The following is a 17,621-nucleotide window of genomic DNA, read 5'->3' on the forward strand; positions in this document are numbered from 1 at the left end:
CGGTTCCGGACATCCTAACTGTGATCGGATATCAGATTCGTGACTGGAAGGATTTTCCGCCCTTGGCCCTCGATCCCTATAAAGTGCTCGGCGTTGACCGCTCGGCCAGCGAGGCCGAAATCAAGAAGGCGCATCGCCGGAAGGCGAAGGATTTGCATCCGGACCAGAATCCGGACGATCCCAAAAAGCTGGAAGCTTTCAAGCAGGTCTCGCAGGCATGGGACATTCTTGGCGACAAGGAAAAGAGAGCCAAGTTCGACCGCGGCGAGATTGACGGAGACGGCAATCCGACCGGCTTTGGCGGCGGCTATCCGGGCGGCGGGCCCGGCGGCGGGGGACAGCGCTGGGAAACACGCGGCGGTGGCAATCCGTTTGGCGGCGCACAGGGCGACCCGTTCGAGGATATCCTCTCTGGCATGTTCGGCGGTGGCGGCCGGTCGCGTCGCAGCGGGCCGGTCAAGGGCCGTGATGTACGCTATCGCGTGACGATCGACTTTGCGGATTCAGTCACGGGCGCGCGGCGGCGCATGACCATGGCCGACAATACAGCGCTGGATGTGAATATTCCGGCAGGCATTGAATCTGGGCAGACGCTACGTCTGAAAAGTCAGGGGCAGGCATCGCCCAATGGCGGACCGCCCGGAGACGCCTTGCTGGAGGTTGAAGTGAAGCCCAGCAGCGTCTGGGAACGCGATGGCAAGGATCTGCGCATGTCAGTACCGATTGATCTCAAGATCGCGGTGCTCGGCGGCAGTGTCGAGGTGAAGACACCGTCCGGCCCGGTGACTTTGAAAGTTCCTGCGGGCTCCAATACCGGCTCTCAATTGCGTTTGCGCGGCAAGGGTGTGCAGACATCCACGCCGGGCAATCTCTACGCTCGACTTGAAATCGTGCTGGATGATCCGAAAGATGACGGGCTGAAAGCCTGGGCTGAAGGGCGCTAGGCGACCTCGATCTCGAAAATCGGATTGTCGGCCAGCACGCGGGCAACCATGTCCTCGAATGGGGCGGGAGCGGCAATCAGGTAGCCCTGCAATTCCTCGCATGCCAGCAGGGCCAGCGCTTCGGCCTGGTCTTCGGTTTCAACACCTTCGGCCACGACCGGAATGTCCAGCGAATGGGCAAGGTGGATGATCGCCTCGACAATGGCGCGGGATTTTACGTTGGCATTCATGGACGTCACGAAGGACCGGTCGATCTTGATCCGGTCGAACGGGAATTCCTGAATATAGCTCATTGACGAATAGCCGGTCCCGAAATCATCCAGAGAAATCTTGATGCCGAGCGCTTTCAGATCAAGCAGGATGCTGGTGGCGAGCTGGGTGTTGTGGATGATTGCGGTTTCCGTGATCTCCAACTCAAAGCGCTCTGGATCAAGTCCGGTCTGTTCGAGTGCGGTGCGAACATGGTCGACCAAGTCCGGATCGAGCAACTGGCGGGCAGACAGATTTACGGCCACCGTCTCCTTGCCCGACCATTGGCTGGCTGCAGAACATGCAGCGAAGATGGTCCAACGTCCGATATCATTGATCAGCATGCTCTGCTCTGCCAGGGGAATGAACTCATCCGGGCCGATCAGGCCGACATTCGGTCGATTCCAGCGGATCAGCGCTTCCCGGCCGACAATGGCACGCGAGGATGCGCTGACTTTCGGCTGGAAGTGCAGCACGAATTCGTCATTCTCTATCGCCTTGTGGAGCGCGCGTTCGAGATTGCGCTTTTCGATCTGGCGTTTGTGCAGAATGGCATCATAGAACCGTACGCAGCCGCGTCCGTCAGCCTTGGCGGAGTAAAGCGCGCGGTCGGCAAAGGTGAGGATGCGGGCAGGGCTGGTCGCGCGTTGTGGGACGATTGCGATGCCGATACTGCCGCCGCAGTTCAGCGTTCGCTTGCCCATGGCCAGTGGTTCGGAAATGGCGGCCAGTATGTTGTTCGCAACCCGGGTAACCTCTTCGGGTGTGGATCGGCCGCGCACCAGAACGGCAAATTCATCCCCCCCGAGACGAGCCACCATGTCCTTGTCAGACAGCTCGTTGGAAATGCGGCGGCCCATCGCCTTGAGGAGCGTGTCTCCAGCGCCGTGGCCGTACTGATCGTTGACTTCCTTGAACTCGTCCAGATCAATGATCATGACGGCCAGGTTCTTGCGATGCTCAGCGTCTTTGCTGACCGACGATTCAAGCGCCATATTGAAGGCGACCCGGTTGGGCAGGCCTGTCAGAGTGTCACGGTAAGCGAGTGCGCGCACACGGGCTTCGGCGCGGATGCGCTGGGTCATGTCATGAACCGCAAAGAAGACGAAATCTTCGTTCGTATCCTCAGTGCGCCGACTGGAGATCGTGGCGATCATCTCACGGCCATCTGCAAACCGGATGCGGCGTTCGCCATAATCCCGGTTTTCCTTCAGGGAGAAGGTCTCGTCTTCAATCTGGAAAAGGTCCTGAACAGAGCGACCCGACAGCTTTGGCAATCGATCTACATCCGCCAGATGGCCCAGATCCTTCAGGTCTTCGAGGTCGCTCAAGCGGTCGCTGAACATGATCCGTGCGGCCATGTTGGTCTGAAGGACGAGACCATCAGCTGACACCATGAAGAGACCTTCGCTGCTTGAATCAGCCAGCACGGACAATTTGCGTTGTTCCTTGTGGCGAAGTCGCTGGAAATTACTATCGAGGCCGGCCGCAAGGGCGGAGAGGACCACCACGACCAGCATGGCGACGGCGATGATTGCGCTGAGGCCGGTGGTGTGAAGGGCAACTATCGGCGTACTCAGGCCCCTGATCGGGATCAGGGTTGTGCCGGATGCGCTGACAAAGTGAATAGAGATGACTGCCAGAACGCTGGTGACTGTGGCGATCGCCGTGCTCCAGCGGACCTTCGGGTTCGCGCCGAGCAAATAGGTGCCAGCATAGCCCAGAAAGCCGAGCACCATCGCGGCTGTGATGGTCAGTGTATCGTACTCGATGACAGCAGAGGCGCTCAGCGCCGACATGCCATAGAAGTGCATTCCGGCGACGGCGGCGGTCGCGATGCCTGCGCATGCCAGACGAAGCGTGCCATCCGCATTCAGGCGCAGCAACAACGCGGTGGTGACGAAGCCAGCGATAGAGATAAGGGCGGACACAATTGTGCGACCGGCATCGAAGACGATTTCGAAGCCGGGTTTGTAACCGAGCAGCGCGATGAAATGGGTGGCCCAGACTCCGAGGCCCACAACCGTGCCGGCGGCAATCGCCCACAGGATCTTGTTGCGGGTCAACAGTGCAGCCTGGCTGCGATAGTAGATGATCAGGGAACAACAATTGCTGAATGCCAAGACGAACAAGGATGCAAGCACATGCTTCCAGTCGTGCTCCGTCGTTATGCAGTTCAACACTTCGTACATCTGAGAGTAAAATCCTTTTACGGGATTTTCATGCGGATGATTACGTTACCAAAAAACAAATCCTACTGTGCCAATCCGGGGCCGCTCTGCGGGGTTTGGAGAATGTGAGCAAATTGCGGTAACTCGTCGAAAACGTTACTTCTGTAATCTTCACTACAGTTTCAGGTGAGGGGCGCAGTTCTTGGCGGGTGCTGGAAATGTGTACGTAAATATATCGGGGAGAAATGTTAATGACCTACCGCCGGAAAAATGTGAGGCGCCGTCAAAATGTGAAGCTTGCGCTCGCCAGCCTGGCTGTTCTGGCTGCGTGCGCCCATCCGAACCGGCCGGTTTCTCCCATTGAATCCGACATGCTTGCCTATTCTTCGGCCATTTCAGATGCCCGGCAGGAACAATTGCTGATGAACATTGTTCGTCTGCGATACAATGATCCTGTCACCTTTGTTGACGCTGAGCGGATCACCACGACCGAAAATACCCAGATCAATGGCATGTTGGCGTCAGCGCTGGCGCTGGGCGGGCAGGATCTGGATGAAGTTCTGAACGGAAATGTCGGGACCAATATGAGTAGCCAGCCCTCGATCGCGTATTCGGCGTTGAGGGGGTCGGACTATGCCCAACAGATCCTGCAGCCATTGCCGCCGGCAACCATCTTCCTGATGAGCCAGTCGGGTTGGAGCGTTGAACGATTGATGTTGTGTTGCGTCTCCCGGATCGGTGATCTGGAGAATGCGCGGGCAGCCGCCGGGCCAACCCCGCCCGTCATGCCGGATAATGCGCGCTTTCGCGAACTGGCCGCGCTGATGCGTTCGCTTCAGGAACGGGGGCAATTGATGGTGCAGGTCGTGGATGCGGACACATCGGAAACCGATGGAGACGGCAAGCCGCGCGTGATCCTCAAATGGAATCGGACCTCCGAACTTGGCCAGCAACTTGCCGATTTCTTTCGTCGCTATTGGGTATCGGATGTCAGCGTGATTCCCGGTGACCGCTACATCACGGAGATATCCACGCGGGGGAATTCCCTTGGCGATTATGCGGCGCGCGGGCGATCTCTGCTCGGCGTGTTGTCGGCGCTGTCGCAATCGGTTCACGTTCCCGAGGCGCACCGAGACATCGCCCGTGCCTCGCAACCTGTCTCGGAATATTCGGACGACCCATGTCGGGCACCGGGAGGCTGGCATGATGTGAATGGCGGCCTGTTTGCCGTGCAATCGGCGGAGGCGCGCCCAGCTAGTGCGACGATTGCGGTCGAGTATCGTGACTATTGGTTTTATGTCGATGACCGGTGCCATGATGCCAAGGAAACCCTGAATTTGCTGGATCACCTCTATGCCTTGCAGGCGGGTATCAGTTCCGACGCGACGACGCTGCTGCTGCTTGGCGGCTAGGTCTGTCGTGGGTGTTACAGAGCTGAGGCCATCGTCTCGCGAGCGAGGCTGCAGGCCCATCAATATTCAACCCTAAAGCGGGCGAATATGATTGCCGTAGAGCGGGTTTGGACTATCTTCCCATTCGAAAAATGGGATTGGACCAATGGTGGGCCATCTACGCCATATAGTTCGATCACGCACGGTCGAAGACATATTTGACAGATCTGTTGTCGCCTTGCGCGAGATAGGGCTGACCCGGGTCTATTTTCAGGGGCCTATTGGAAGTGACCGGTCCCTGACCCGAAACACGGCGAGCTTCGGGTTTCCTGAAGCATGGGAGAAATCATACGAATTGAACTGGCAGGTTCACGACCCGATTCCGGACGCCGCGTCCCGGATCGGAGGACCACTATACTGGCACCGCCTGCCATCATCGGTGTCACTCTCCGAGAATGAACTCGCCTATATGGAGTTCCTGAGAGAGATGCAGATGGGCCAGGGAGTCTGCATGCTCCAATATGGCAATGTGTCGAGAGTGGGTTTGATCGCGGCCAGCACGGATCCTGACGGACCGGAAGTCGAGAGCATCGACCGCGAGTTCTTTCAGTTTGTGGGCATGTCGTCATTCATGCGGTATTGCCAGTTGGTAACCATGGACCCGGAAATTCCGGTCCAGCTTTCCGGCCGCGAGCAGGACGTCCTCTACTGGATGGCGCAGGGACGCAGTAATGGCGCCATCGCTGATGTACTCGGAATCCGTCAGGATACGGTCAATACATATGTAAAGCGTATCTTCGCCAAGCTGGAAGTGTTCGACCGTACCTCGGCCGTGATGAAGGGGGTCCGTCAGGGAATGGTCATCGTGTCCGACCCGATTTCTGAACTTGTCGCCGACCAGATGAGAGCGAAACGCCGAAGAGATGGATAGTATTTCTACTATTCTGCTTGAAAATATCGCGCGAGACCTCACAATCCTCCTCGAGTCCGGGGAGGCAGTGGCGTGCTCAACAAATTGAAGGGCCTGATAGAGGCGCGGTCGTTGCAGGACCTGCGTGAAGCGGCCGTCTCGGCCTTTGGCGAGATGGGTGTGCCGCGGCTTTTATGTCTATCCCCGGTTGGTCATGATCGCTCGGTGGGCCGCGGGCTGACCAATGCGGGCTTTCCGGAAGAGTGGGAAACCGCCTATCGCGACGCTCGCCATATGGACGACCCTCTGCCAGACATTTCGGTGCGGATCGGAACGGCCTTTCACTGGCATGACTTGCCAAGCGATGTCGTGCTGAATGAGCGGGAAACCCGATACCTTTCAGACTTGTCCAAATGGGACATGGCGAAGGGCATATGCGTCGCCACTTACGGGTCGGCGGCGCGCGTGAATCCGGAGAAGATGATCTGGACGGAGTTGATCTGTCGCTTTTCCAGATTGGCGCCGAGACCGCCTATCTGCGTTATTGCCAGCTGATGTCGGCTGAGCTGCAATATGACATGAACCTCTCTAGCCGCGAACTCGACGTGCTGCACTGGATGGCGCAAGGCCGCAGCAATGCGGGCATCGCGGACATGCTGGACCTCAGCCAGGAGACCGTTGGCACCTATGTGAAGCGGATCTTTGCCAAGCTGGACGTATTCGACCGAACCTCCGCCGTGATGAAGGGGGTGATGCGCGGGCTCGTGATCGCGTCAGACCCGAATGTTGAGGCAGCCGCGCAACAGCGTCGTGCGCGTTCGAAACGTGCTTGATCGCCCATCCTGTTGGCACCAATCGCAGCCTGAACGAATCCGACGGCATATGTTCACTTGGTATTCAGAGCCTGATGCCTATACAGCCATGGTATGAAACGGATTTCTGCCCTTCTTCTGGCCTTGGGCCTTGTGGTGACGCCTCCGGCGACCGCTCAGGACTGGCGTAACCAATGGTCGCCTGGCCAGGCGCGCGATTCGGTGCGGCAGGGCAAAACCGTTCCCCTCAGCCAGATTTTCCAGAGCCTGAAGCGGCAATATGGCGGCTATCAACTCGGTGCAGACCTCTTCGATAACGGCGGCAAGCCGCAATACAAGATCGACTGGATGACGGGGGATGGCCGCAAGATGCGCTTTACGGTGGACGCCCGCACGGGCGCAGTCCTTGACCGTCAGGGTGCTTGACCCGACATTGCTTACTAGATCGGAGGGACGTGTAGATGCGTATCCTGGTAGTTGAAGATGATTCAGACTTGCGCCGCCAGTTGGCCGATGTGCTCTCACAGTCAGGCTATGCTGTGGACCTTGCCGCAGATGGCGAGGACGGCCATTTTCTGGGCGACACCGAACCCTACGATGCGGTGATCCTGGACCTCGGCCTGCCGAAGATGGACGGCGTCAGCGTTCTGAAGAAATGGCGTGCGGACGGAAAATCCTTCCCGGTCCTGATTCTGACCGCCCGCGATTCGTGGAGCGAGAAGGTGGCTGGCTTTGATGCCGGCGCTGACGATTACCTCACCAAGCCGTTCATTACCGAAGAGTTGCTGGCGCGCTTGCGCGCCCTGTTGCGCCGCGCCGCCGGTCACTCTGCCGCGACGCTGGAGGCTGGCAAGCTGGTGGTCGATACGCGCGCCGCCCGTGCCAGTGTGAATGGCGAACCTGTGAAACTGACCGCGCATGAATATCGCGTTCTGTCTTACCTGATGCATCATATGGGCCGCGTCGTGCCGCGCACGGAACTGGTCGAGCATATCTATGATCAGGATTTTGACCGCGACTCGAACACGATCGAGGTCTTTATCGGTCGCCTGCGCCGGAAGATCGGCCAAGATCGCATTCAGACCGAGCGGGGCCTTGGTTACCGTCTGGTCGTGCCGGACGCTGAAACCCGCGTCGCCGGATAAGACCCGCCCCGCGCCGGAGCCCGGACCATGAGCGACAGCGCCCCTTCAAACCCGACCCTGCTGGACCGCTGGACGCGCTTGTCATTGGCGCGGCGGATCATGCTGGCGGCGGCGGTGTGGGGCCTGGTCGTGCTGGTTGGAGGCGCGCTCGCCTTGTCAGCGGTCTATCGCGCGCAGACGCTCAGCTTGCTGGAAGAGGATCTGGAACAGAATCTTGTTGGCCTGACCCGCGAGATGACTCGGGAAGGGGCGTTTCTCGAAGACGGCCAGGTCACGGATTCCCAGCGCGAATTCTTTCTCGGGGATGTGCGTTTTCGCACGCAATATTCCGGGCGCTACTGGGCCATTGTGGGGGTCAGCTCCGAAGGCGACATCGCGGGAGACATTCGCTCGCGCAGCCTCTGGGACGAGCCCGTTCCCCTCAGCGACGGTCAACTGGATCGGACGCTGGCCAATCCCGGCATGACGCAGTTCGGGGACTTTGACCTTGTTGGTCCGGCCGGACAGCATGTGCGCGTGGCGTCTCGTGCGATCCTGATCGCCAATCGTGACACGCCGCTTGTTCTGGTGGCGGCGGCTGACCGCGCGGCCAATGATGCGGCGGCAACGCGCTTCCGGAATTTGTTGCTGGGCACGATGATTGCCCTGTTCGGCGGTGTGTTCGCGGCGATGGTCGCGGGCATATCGTTCTCGCTGCGTCCGTTGCGGCGTATCGGGGATGATGTCGCTGAGGTGCGTGAAGGCACGCGGCAGAAACTGTCTGAGGATTATCCGGCCGAAGTGCGCCCGCTCGCCGATGAATTGAACAAGCTGCTGGAGCATAACCGGCAGGTGGTCGAGCGCGCGCGGACGCATGTCGGTAACCTTGCCCATGCCCTGAAGACGCCGCTGGCCGTGCTGCGCAATGAGGCGACCGGTGATACTTTGCTGGATGATGTGGTGCGTCGCCAGTCGGAAAACATGCAGACCAATGTCGAGCATTACCTGAAGCGCGCGCAGATGGTGGCGCGGGCGCAGACATTGGGCGCACGGACTGAATTGCGCCCTGTGATCGATGGCATCGCACGCATGCTGAACCGACTCTATGATGCCAGGGGCGTCAACGTGTCCGTTGACGGCGGGGTCGGGGCCGTGTTCCGGGGAGAGAAACAAGATCTGGAAGAAATGGTCGGCAATCTGATGGAAAACGCCTGCAAATGGGCCCGGAGCGAAGTGATGGTGCGGGTTCGCGATGGGGCAGACGCGCTGACCATAGAGGTAGAGGATGACGGCAAGGGCCTGACGCAGGAAGAACGGGCAGGCGCCCTGAAACGTGGCGTACGCCTCGATGAGACCACCCCCGGCACCGGGCTGGGCCTGTCTATCGTCAAGGAACTGGCCGAACTGCATCGCGGCAGTCTCGATCTGGGGGATTCCGGCATGGGTGGCCTGAAGGCCGTGTTGAAGTTTCCAAAATCATGACACGTCGGAACGGTATCATCCTCGCACTTTGTCTGGCGGTGGCGATTGGTGGATATCTGCTGGTTGGCAAACCCGGTATGGGCGATTTGCCGATGAAAGACCGGCAGGCTGGCCTGATGGAGAAAATCCGCACCGATCCGGGCGCGCTGACCCAGGCTGAAACCCTGTCGCGTCTTGAGGCGACCGTGGTGGAACGCCCTGAAGATCCCCAGCCACACTATTTCATTGGTGAAATCCTGCGCGCGCAGGGACGCACGTCGGATGCCGCAAGGGCCTACCAGTCTGCCTTGCGGCGGGACAATGAATTCATGCCAGCCTTGCTGGCGCTTGGCGATGCGCTGGTCGAGCTGAACAATGGCGCGGTCTCGCCAGAGGCCACGCGCCTGTTCGCCAAGGCCTATGAACTCGATGAAACCCAGGTGCGCGCGGGTATGTGGGCGGCCATGGGTGCGTCGCAGGCAGGCGATCAGGAAAAGGCCGAACAGGCCATGCGCTATATCTATTCCCGCCTGCCGGAAGATGATCCGCGCCGCGAACGGTTCGCGCCGATGATCGAAGCGCTGGGCATTGGTGATGCTGCCTCAGAGCCGCGTCCTGAGGCACCTGAACCTGCTGACACGCAATAGCGAGATCATCTCACAATCTGGGCATCAGATTTCTCGAACACGACGGGTTCGCTGGCCAGATTCATCGAAAGAGAATCTTCCTCAAAGGTGACTTCAAAAAAATCGAGATTGATTCCCATCGGAACGGACTCGGTGGTACCCAGACTGAATACCGTACCCTCACGATGTGAGAGCACAAAATCGGCAGCGGGAGTACGCAGTTTGAGAACGTCGTCATCCAATCGGATTTCGATCGTACCATAACCGGGTGCGCTATATCTGCCCGGTAGCGTCGTGAGCTCCAGCGGGAACGGCGCATCCCTATTCAGGTTCAGTTTCGCTGTGGTGTCTGACAGAAGCGGCGCTGACGTACCGACCACGACCGGATATTCGTCAACACCGGTTTCTGGAAGGGACAGGTTTCGGCGCAATAGCAGGTCATTGACGACGTAAGGCAGGATGGAGTCTTGTTGATTGGTCAGCGTGACGACGCCGATGCCAGATGCCGGAACGAACAGAATCTGAGCCGAGAAACCATTTTCATTGCCGCCATGGTGTACGACAAAATTGCCCTCCACCGACTTAACGCTCCACCCGTAGCCGTACCCAAATAGATATGCGCCGGGTTCATCCTTGCTGGGAGCGCTGCCATTCTCAATCGCCTGCATGGATATGGCACGCTGAACATAGTCAGCCGGAATAATACCGCCCCCTTCGGTCATCCAGAGATTTAGCCAGCGGGCCATGTCTGATGCCGTTGCGTACACTTGTTCTCCGAACAGATACTCCGTTGCGGCGGGTCTCATATCATCTCCGGCCTTGGTGTACCCGGTGGCGGCGTTGGCAGATCTGGAAAATGCTTCGGTCGAACTGACTGTGCTTTTCATCCCGGCACCCACCAGAAGTCTGTCCATGAGCATCTGGCTTTTCGATTGTCCGGTGACGCTTTCGGCGATCATATCCAGCATGATGAAATTCATGTTGTTGTAAGACCAGCAATCGCCCACCCGACAAGACGCACCGAAATGGAGGAACCGTGGTGCCAGATCTACCTGATCCTTTTCCGGAAAGAATACGTAAGAGCCATCGAGTCTAGGCAGCCCGGATGTTTGTGACAGCAGGTTGGCCACGCTGAGATTGGCTGAAAGCTCTTCCGAGCGGAACTGCAGATCATGTACATGTCTGGACGGATGATCGGTGAGAGCGAGTTTGCCTTCGTTTTCCAGTGTCCCGATCAGCGCGCTCGTGAACGTCTTCGAAATTGACCCCACCGCGTACATTGTCTCGAGGCTTGCCGGAGTGTGGGTTTCAATTTCCTGCAGACCGAAACTCTGCGCATAAACAATCTCCCCATCAGAGATAACTGCCACCGCCGCCGAAGGTGCGTTGTAGCGCTCAACCAGCCGGTTGATGTCATCTGTTGTCTGGTCCCAGTTGACAGTTTCAGCCTGCCACGGGGTATCAACCTCCGCGATGTCACCACCTTCAGTGATCGAGGGAGCCGCGCAAGCGGAAACAAAAATGCAAAATGCGGCTGCATTCACGGCGTGAATACGTTTTATCATGGTGGCTTTCCTTGTTTCCCCGACACGAAGTTTTCCAACTATGAGGCTGCGTTTTGTGACTGTGGGCAAGCTTGTAGAATTTGAAAACTGCTTTTGGGCTGCAATTTACCGGACTGCCTGACAGGATGCTTTGCCGGTCCTTGAAATCGGGTTGCTTTCGCCGCACTCCCCACGCGGCACAACTGCCCTTATAAGACCCTTCATGCGCGCACGGACACGACGACTATATACTTTTGGCATTGCGGCGCTGCTGCTCCTGGCGGCGGCGGTGCTGGCTTTCTTTGCCTTGCGCGAGAATGCCAACCTGTTTTACACGCCGGAAATTCTGGCCGAGAAAGGCCAACCGGAAGACGGCAAGGTTGTGAAGGTTGGCGGATGGGTCGAACCGGGATCACTGGCCTATTCCGAAGATGGCGCGACCATGATTTTCACCGTCATCGACAACAGCCCCCACACGATTCGTGTCAGCTATACCGGCATCGCGCCAGACCTGTTCCGCGAAGGACAGGGCGTGGTGGCGACCGGCCAGTTTGGGCCAGAGGGCGCGTTCACTGCGCGACAGATCCTCGCCAAGCATGATGAAAACTACCAGCCGCGGGAACTGAAGCCGCTGGACGTGGCCGGATGATCGAACTCGGCCATTTTGCGGCCTTCTTGGCGCTGGCAGCGGCGCTGGCGCAGGGCATGTTCGGCCTGATGGGCCAACGGCGGATGGCGGGGCTTGCCGCTTATGCCGGTTTCGCGGTGATGATCCTGTCTTTTGTAACGCTGGTCGTGGCCTTTGCCCGGTCTGATTTCTCGGTCGCGCTGGTGGCCAACAATTCGCACACGTTGAAGCCGATGATCTACAAGATCGCTGGCGCCTGGGGGAACCATGAAGGTTCGATGGCGCTCTGGTGTCTTGTCACGCTTGGCTTTGGCGCGGCAGGCGCGCTGTGGATGCGCACCGGGCGCGACCTGTTCGAGGCGCGCGCGCTCGGCATTCAGGGCCTGCTGGCGGTCGGCGCACTGGCCTATTTGTTGTTTGCGTCGTCGCCCTTCCTGCGGCTGGATCCGGCTCCGTTTCAGGGCGCAGGGCTGAACCCGCTCTTGCAGGATCCGGCGCTCAGCATTCATCCGCCCATGCTGTATCTTGGCTATGTCGGATATTCCTTTGTGTTTGCGCTGGCGGCGGCTGGCCTGATGGAAGCGCGGGTCGATTCTGTCTGGGCGAAGGAGGCGCGGCGCTGGTCGTTGGCTGCTTTCATTCCGCTTACGCTCGGCATCGCGCTCGGCTCCTACTGGGCCTATTACGAGCTTGGCTGGGGTGGCTGGTGGTTCTGGGACCCGGTGGAAAATGCTTCGCTGATGCCGTGGCTGATCGGGGCTGCGCTGTTGCATTCGGTTGTCGTGACAGAGAAGCGCGAGGGCTTCGGGGCCTGGTCGGCGCTGCTGGCGGTGCTGGCCTTCTTGTTCTCGATCATGGGCGCATTCCTCGTGCGCTCGGGCATCCTCACGTCTGTGCACGCCTTCGCCGTGGACCCGGAGCGGGGCATGCTCTTGCTGTTCGGCCTGCTGACCTATGGCGGCTTTGCGCTGGTGCTGTTTGCCATGCGGGCACCGAAACTGTCGGGCGGCAAGCCGTGGATGTTGCTCAGCCGCGAAGGCGCGCTGATGGCGAACAATATCGTTTTGATCGTGGCGGCGTTGACTGTGTTACTCGGTACGCTTTTTCCGCTGATGGCGGAGGCAGCCGGCCGGACGATTTCTGTTGGCGAGCCCTACTTCAATCTGACGTTTACGCCGATGCTGGCACTGCTGCTGCTCATATTGCCGGTAGTTCAGGCTTGGGCGTGGGGCAAGGCGGATTTGAAGAACTGGTCCAAATGGGCGATCGCTGGCGGCGCGCTGGCGCTGGTCTTCCTCGCCTTGGGGGTCGGCCTTTGGGACATTTCCATCGGCGCAGCACTTGGCCTCGCGCTAGGTGCGTGGCTGGTGATTGGCGCACTGTGGGAATTGAAGCGCCGGGCGATCACGCCGGGGCGGATCTTCCGCCTGCCGCCGCGCGTCTGGGGCATGACGCTGGCCCATATGGGCCTCGGCCTGTTTGTGATTGGTGCGGTGGTCGAGACCACGGGACGGTATGAGACGACGGTGGCGCTGGCAGAAGGCGGATCAGGCACGGTGGCGGGCTGGACGCTGACCCTTGATCAGGTGCGCGCAATCGAAGGCCCGAACTGGTATGCCGACCGGGCGCAACTGACCGCGACGCGCGGCAGCGCCAAGGCGATCATGACGCCCATGAAACGGTATTATCCGGCGGCACAAATGCCGACCACGGAAACTGCGATTCACAAGACGGGCACCGGCGATCTCTATGCAGCGCTGGGCGAGCAGCGCATGGTGGACGGCGCGCCCCGCTGGGTGTTCCGAGTCTACTATAATCCGATGATTGACCTGTTATATTTCGGCGTGATCCTGATGGCATTGGGCGGTGCCTTCAGCCTGTGGCCAAGGCGCAAAGCATGAAACAGCTCGTTGTGATCCTGATCAGTCTGGTGCTTGCCGGGTTCGCCGTGGCCGAAGATGTTGCGCTCGATGACCCGCAACAGGAGGCCCGCGCGCAATCTCTGATGCGCGAGCTGCGCTGTGTCGCCTGCGAGAATGAACCGATTTCCCAGTCCGCCGCGCCAATTGCCGAAGACATGCGCGCGCGGGTACGCGTGATGATCGAGGATGGCGCGAGCGACGAAGAAGTGCGCGGCTGGTTCGAGGACCGGTATGGCGAGTTCGTCCTGTTCCGTCCGAAGGCGGACGGTGTAGCGGGCTGGCTACTATGGGGTGGTCCGTTCCTGCTATTGCTGTTTGGCGCGTTCATTGGCGTCGCGATTGCGCGCTCGCGCAGGGCGCAGGTGGACCCGGTCGAACCGGAAGACGCCTAGTAGAGTCCGGTTGGCAGGAAGAAACGTCCGCCAAGCCAGACAACCCATCCGCCCAGCGCGATGAACGGCCCGAATGGAATGGGCGTATCGGCATCGACCTTGCGGATTCCGAGCGCCGACAGTCCGATCACGCCCACCAGTGCGGAGGCCGACGCGACGAGCATAATGGGGGCAAGGCCCGCCCAACCAGTCCATACGCCAAGCGCGCCGAGCAGTTTGGCGTCACCCCGTCCGAGTCCGTCTTTGCCACGCAAGTGGCGATAGCCGAGTTCCACCATCACCAGAATGCCATAGCCGACCAGTCCGCCGATCAGGTGCGCGCGCCACGCTTCAGGCCGGGTCAGCCAGACCATCAGGATGCCGAGCAGGACCGTTGAGGCCGTCAGGGCATCCGGAAGTGTTAGCGTGCGAATATCAATGACGCTGAGTCCAAGCAGAAGGACGCCGAGGCAGAGGGTCAATACCACTGTGCCGGGCGGCGCGAAGCAGATGCCGCTTGCCAGTAGAGCGCACCCGGCCAATCCGGTCAGAATGATTGTCAGCTTATTATGCAACTGCTCGTCCTTCTGCCCCACCAGAGGGCATCTGGTTGAAGACCATTCGCTTGGCCAGAAATCAATGCTTGTCGAAGCCTGTATGTGAGACTGTGGGAAAGGATGCCGACGCCGCTCCATAACATTCGTCAGCTGGGTGGGGACGCGCTTGACGACTGCAATGGCCCGGAGATGACGTCCTGGCAGGGACACATTGCCTCCGGAGGCGAATGCCGCAGAACCTGAAACAGGGCCTGTGCGACGCCGGCAAGGGGTAGGGGCGCTTGCGTAAAGAGTAGCAGGCAACCCAACACTCAGCCTGGCACGATGTGCCGGTTGAGAGGGTGTCCTGATCTTCGCTCAAAGCCCCATTGCCTTGTTCCGCGATTAGAATGAGCGCAAAATTCGTGGCTTACAAGGGCCTTTTGATCCGCCTTGCGTAAACTTCATTAAAAAACAGGTTTCTGTAGAGTTACCTTCAGATTCACACTGTTGGCGCATGTCGACCTTACGAAGTCGCGTCAATCCGAGATATTTCCGGGACGATTCCCTTACAGACGCGCGAAAATCGCCTTACTGTCTTTTAATGACCACAATGCTTGTGGCAGGCTTATGCTGGCCCACATGCCCAATACAGGCAAATTTTTCAGTGACTTGGAGACAGGAATGAAGACAATCGGCATATCGAGACAGGCCATGGTAGCTGCGCTGGTGGGCGTGGCGATGGTAGGCTCTTTCTCCCTCGCCCCACAGATCTTCAGCCCGGAGGCGGGTGCCCAGCCGATCCAGATTGAAGCGCCACGGGGCGCACCGCTCAGTTTTGCCGATTTGATCGAACAAGTTGAGCCTGCCGTGGTCAGCGTCAACGTCACCACCGAGCGCGAAGTCGGCCGTATGGCTGACATGCAGGAATTCTTCGAACAATTCCGCGGCATGCCTGGCCTGGATGAGTTCATGGAACAGCGCCGTCAGGAAGAGGAAGAAGAACCTGAAACGCGCGAGGGTCGTTCGCTTGGTTCGGGTTTCTTCATCTCCAAGGACGGCTACATTGTCACCAACAATCACGTCGTTGATGGTGCCACCGCCATTCAAGTCGTTCTGAAGGACGGTACGGAGCTCGATGCCGAACTGGTCGGCACCGATGCGCAAACGGATCTCGCTGTGCTGCGTGTCACAGAGCCGGGTGAGTATCGCTTCGTCAGCTTTGGCGACTCCCACACTATGCGCAAGGGCGACTGGGTGGTCGCGCTTGGCAATCCATTCGGACTTGGTGGCACTGCCACTGCGGGCATCTTGTCAGCCGATGGCCGCGAGATTGGCCCGGACAGCCCCTATACAGATTTCCTCCAGATCGATGCCTCCATCAACCGGGGCAATTCCGGTGGCCCCACCTTTGACCTCAATGGCAATGTGATTGGTGTGAACACGGCGATCTTTTCGCCGACGGGCGGTTCTGTCGGGATCGGCTTTGCGATTCCGGCAGAGCTCGCCAGTGAAGTGACCAAGTCCCTGATCAAGGACGGCAAGGTCTCACGCGGCTGGCTGGGTGTTGCCATCCAGGACCTGACAGATGACATGGCCGAGGCCCAAGGCATCAAGGATGCCAAAGGTGCAATCATTGCCGATGTCACCAATGGCAGCCCGGCAGAAAAAGGCGGCCTCGCACGTGGCGACATCATCCTGTCCGTCAATGGCGACAAGGTCACCGATGCAACATCGACGACGCGGCTAGTCGGCAAACTGATCGCCAATACGCAGAACAAGTTCGAGATTATTCGCGGCGGCAAGAAGCAGACCCTAAATGTCACCGTTGGCGAGCGTCCGAGCAATCCGAATGCGATCGTCGAACCGGCGCTTTCTTCGTCAGCCACGACGGCGCCGGATACCGGCAAGGAAGTGAAGGAAGTTGGCGCGACGTTCGAGAAGATGGACGACGAATTGCGCACCCGTCTTGGCTTGCGTGCCGGCGAAAATGGCCTGCTTGTGTCGGGCATCACCAAGGACGGCGTCATGGAAGAGGCTGGTATTCAGGAAGGCATGGTCATCCTGGAAGTGAACAACAAGCCGGCCACATCCGTCGAAGCCTTCCGCAAGGCAATTACCGACGCCAAGAACGCCAAGCGCACGAAAATTCTGATCGCAGTCCGTATTGGCCAGATCACGAATTATCGCACCATTGACCTGTCGGACGCCGAATAGGAGATTCCGATGCTTGATACGGTTCAGGAAGACACCATGCATGTTCTCGTAATTGAAGATGACATCGAAATGGCCAGCTTCATCGAGAAGGTTCTGGTCGAGGCGGGCCACCGCGTCGACATGGCAACCGATGGTGATAGCGGCCTGGCCATGGCGCGGGCGTCTGAGTTCGACGCGCTTGTCGTAGACCGGATGCTGCCGGAAAAAGATGGCCTGACCTTGGTCAAGGAATACCGGGAAGCGGGCGGCAAGACGCCGACCCTCTTCCTGTCAGCTCTGGGCGATGTCCAAAATCGGGTGCAGGGGCTGAAGGTTGGCGCGGATGACTATCTCGCCAAGCCATTTGCTCCGGCCGAACTTGCTGCACGGGTCGAGGCACTCGGCCGTCGCCTGCCGGTGGAGCAACAGGTGACGGTCCTGAAAGCCGGTGATCTTGAAATGAATCTGCTGACCCGCAAAGTGACGCGGGCCGGGCAGAAGATCGACCTCCAGCCGCGCGAGTTCCGTCTGCTGGAATATCTTATGCGCCATGCCGGACAGGTCGTGACGCGTACCATGTTGCTGGAGAAGGTGTGGGATTATAATTTCGACCCCCAGACCAATGTGATCGACGTCCACATCTCGCGCCTGCGCGCGAAGATCGACAAGGAATTCGAAGAGCCACTTCTGCATACGGTGCGCGGGGCAGGGTATCGCCTGCAGGGCTAGACGCCCG

17 protein-coding genes are annotated in these 17,621 nt (G+C 59.1%); 14 read left to right on the forward strand and 3 right to left on the reverse strand.

Features of this window, described 5'->3' with window-relative positions:
• Positions 1-62 precede the first annotated feature (62 nt).
• Positions 63-944 (forward strand): DnaJ C-terminal domain-containing protein, encoded by an 882-nt coding sequence (locus L53_RS02400; protein WP_034811966.1) that lies wholly within the window; start codon positions 63-65, stop codon positions 942-944.
• Here the strand turns inward: L53_RS02400 and L53_RS02405 are convergent.
• Positions 941-3,385: an EAL domain-containing protein gene (locus L53_RS02405; RefSeq protein ID WP_034811193.1), complete on the reverse strand. Its 2,445-nt coding sequence runs from the start codon at positions 3,383-3,385 to the stop codon at positions 941-943. The genes L53_RS02400 and L53_RS02405 overlap by 4 nt on opposite strands.
• Positions 3,386-3,615: 230 nt before the next feature.
• Here L53_RS02405 and L53_RS02410 point away from each other — a divergent pair, with 230 nt between their 5' ends.
• The 8 genes from L53_RS02410 (at position 3,616) to L53_RS02440 (ending at position 9,709) form a co-directional block, all read left to right on the forward strand.
• On the forward strand, positions 3,616-4,776 hold the full coding sequence (locus L53_RS02410) for a hypothetical protein (RefSeq protein ID WP_034811195.1): 1,161 nt from the start codon (positions 3,616-3,618) through the stop codon (positions 4,774-4,776).
• A gap of 145 nt (positions 4,777-4,921) precedes the next feature.
• Positions 4,922-5,686, forward strand: a complete 765-nt coding sequence (locus tag L53_RS02415; RefSeq protein ID WP_034811197.1) for a LuxR family transcriptional regulator — start codon at positions 4,922-4,924, stop codon at positions 5,684-5,686.
• Positions 5,687-5,758: 72 nt separating this feature from the next.
• The gene (locus L53_RS16155; protein ID WP_051607474.1) at positions 5,759-6,220 is read left to right on the forward strand and encodes an autoinducer binding domain-containing protein; all 462 of its coding nucleotides are present in this window, start codon (positions 5,759-5,761) and stop codon (positions 6,218-6,220) included.
• 23 nt (positions 6,221-6,243) lie between these two features.
• Complete coding sequence (locus L53_RS17105) at positions 6,244-6,498, forward strand: response regulator transcription factor (protein ID WP_198019715.1); 255 nt, start codon at positions 6,244-6,246, stop codon at positions 6,496-6,498.
• A gap of 93 nt (positions 6,499-6,591) precedes the next feature.
• The gene (locus tag L53_RS02425; protein ID WP_051607476.1) at positions 6,592-6,903 is read left to right on the forward strand and encodes a PepSY domain-containing protein; all 312 of its coding nucleotides are present in this window, start codon (positions 6,592-6,594) and stop codon (positions 6,901-6,903) included.
• Between the two features lie 35 nt (positions 6,904-6,938).
• Positions 6,939-7,622 (forward strand): response regulator transcription factor, encoded by a 684-nt coding sequence (locus L53_RS02430; RefSeq protein WP_034811199.1) that lies wholly within the window; start codon positions 6,939-6,941, stop codon positions 7,620-7,622.
• Positions 7,623-7,649: 27 nt separating this feature from the next.
• The gene (locus L53_RS02435; protein ID WP_034811202.1) at positions 7,650-9,083 is read left to right on the forward strand and encodes an ATP-binding protein; all 1,434 of its coding nucleotides are present in this window, start codon (positions 7,650-7,652) and stop codon (positions 9,081-9,083) included.
• Positions 9,080-9,709 (forward strand): hypothetical protein, encoded by a 630-nt coding sequence (locus L53_RS02440; protein WP_034811204.1) that lies wholly within the window; start codon positions 9,080-9,082, stop codon positions 9,707-9,709. Before L53_RS02435 ends, L53_RS02440 begins: the two co-directional genes overlap by 4 nt.
• Before the next feature lie 5 nt (positions 9,710-9,714).
• On the opposite strand, the gene L53_RS02445 is transcribed toward L53_RS02440, so the two are convergent.
• Entirely contained in the window at positions 9,715-11,232 is a 1,518-nt protein-coding gene (locus L53_RS02445; protein ID WP_198019716.1) for a serine hydrolase, read from the reverse strand.
• A 223-nt stretch (positions 11,233-11,455) separates the two neighbouring features.
• Here L53_RS02445 and L53_RS02450 point away from each other — a divergent pair, with 223 nt between their 5' ends.
• From L53_RS02450 to L53_RS02460, 3 genes are read left to right on the forward strand one after another with little or no spacing between them, the layout of a single operon-like run.
• Positions 11,456-11,881: a cytochrome c maturation protein CcmE gene (locus tag L53_RS02450; RefSeq protein ID WP_034811208.1), complete on the forward strand. Its 426-nt coding sequence runs from the start codon at positions 11,456-11,458 to the stop codon at positions 11,879-11,881.
• Positions 11,878-13,761 (forward strand): heme lyase CcmF/NrfE family subunit, encoded by a 1,884-nt coding sequence (locus L53_RS02455; RefSeq protein ID WP_034811210.1) that lies wholly within the window; start codon positions 11,878-11,880, stop codon positions 13,759-13,761. Before L53_RS02450 ends, L53_RS02455 begins: the two co-directional genes overlap by 4 nt.
• A complete protein-coding gene (locus L53_RS02460; RefSeq protein WP_034811212.1) occupies positions 13,758-14,174 on the forward strand; it encodes a cytochrome c-type biogenesis protein in 417 nt (138 codons plus the stop codon). The genes L53_RS02455 and L53_RS02460 overlap by 4 nt, the downstream gene beginning before the upstream one ends.
• Here the strand turns inward: L53_RS02460 and L53_RS02465 are convergent.
• Positions 14,171-14,728 (reverse strand): A24 family peptidase, encoded by a 558-nt coding sequence (locus L53_RS02465; RefSeq protein WP_198019717.1) that lies wholly within the window; start codon positions 14,726-14,728, stop codon positions 14,171-14,173. The genes L53_RS02460 and L53_RS02465 overlap by 4 nt on opposite strands.
• A 645-nt stretch (positions 14,729-15,373) precedes the next feature.
• Here L53_RS02465 and L53_RS02470 point away from each other — a divergent pair.
• Positions 15,374-16,906 (forward strand): Do family serine endopeptidase, encoded by a 1,533-nt coding sequence (locus L53_RS02470; RefSeq protein ID WP_051607564.1) that lies wholly within the window; start codon positions 15,374-15,376, stop codon positions 16,904-16,906.
• A 36-nt stretch (positions 16,907-16,942) separates the two neighbouring features.
• The gene (locus L53_RS02475) at positions 16,943-17,614 is read left to right on the forward strand and encodes a response regulator transcription factor (RefSeq protein ID WP_034811982.1); all 672 of its coding nucleotides are present in this window, start codon (positions 16,943-16,945) and stop codon (positions 17,612-17,614) included.
• Positions 17,615-17,621 lie beyond the last annotated feature (7 nt).

Source organism: Hyphomonas sp. L-53-1-40, assembly GCF_000682775.1.
Classification (GTDB): Bacteria; Pseudomonadota; Alphaproteobacteria; order Caulobacterales; family Hyphomonadaceae; genus Hyphomonas.

What these genes read in the sequence shown, in the direction of transcription:
- L53_RS02405 (WP_034811193.1), bottom strand. Translation starts at nt 3,385, where the DNA reads ATGTACGAAGTGTTGAACTGCATAACGACGGAGCACGACTGGAAGCAT.
- L53_RS02410 (WP_034811195.1), top strand. Translation starts at nt 3,616, where the DNA reads ATGACCTACCGCCGGAAAAATGTGAGGCGCCGTCAAAATGTGAAGCTT.
- L53_RS02415 (WP_034811197.1), top strand. Translation starts at nt 4,922, where the DNA reads ATGGTGGGCCATCTACGCCATATAGTTCGATCACGCACGGTCGAAGAC.
- L53_RS17105 (WP_198019715.1), top strand. Translation starts at nt 6,244, where the DNA reads ATGAACCTCTCTAGCCGCGAACTCGACGTGCTGCACTGGATGGCGCAA.
- L53_RS02425 (WP_051607476.1), top strand. Translation starts at nt 6,592, where the DNA reads ATGAAACGGATTTCTGCCCTTCTTCTGGCCTTGGGCCTTGTGGTGACG.
- L53_RS02430 (WP_034811199.1), top strand. Translation starts at nt 6,939, where the DNA reads ATGCGTATCCTGGTAGTTGAAGATGATTCAGACTTGCGCCGCCAGTTG.
- L53_RS02435 (WP_034811202.1), top strand. Translation starts at nt 7,650, where the DNA reads ATGAGCGACAGCGCCCCTTCAAACCCGACCCTGCTGGACCGCTGGACG.
- L53_RS02440 (WP_034811204.1), top strand. Translation starts at nt 9,080, where the DNA reads ATGACACGTCGGAACGGTATCATCCTCGCACTTTGTCTGGCGGTGGCG.
- L53_RS02450 (WP_034811208.1), top strand. Translation starts at nt 11,456, where the DNA reads ATGCGCGCACGGACACGACGACTATATACTTTTGGCATTGCGGCGCTG.
- L53_RS02455 (WP_034811210.1), top strand. Translation starts at nt 11,878, where the DNA reads ATGATCGAACTCGGCCATTTTGCGGCCTTCTTGGCGCTGGCAGCGGCG.
- L53_RS02460 (WP_034811212.1), top strand. Translation starts at nt 13,758, where the DNA reads ATGAAACAGCTCGTTGTGATCCTGATCAGTCTGGTGCTTGCCGGGTTC.
- L53_RS02470 (WP_051607564.1), top strand. Translation starts at nt 15,374, where the DNA reads ATGAAGACAATCGGCATATCGAGACAGGCCATGGTAGCTGCGCTGGTG.
- L53_RS02475 (WP_034811982.1), top strand. Translation starts at nt 16,943, where the DNA reads ATGCATGTTCTCGTAATTGAAGATGACATCGAAATGGCCAGCTTCATC.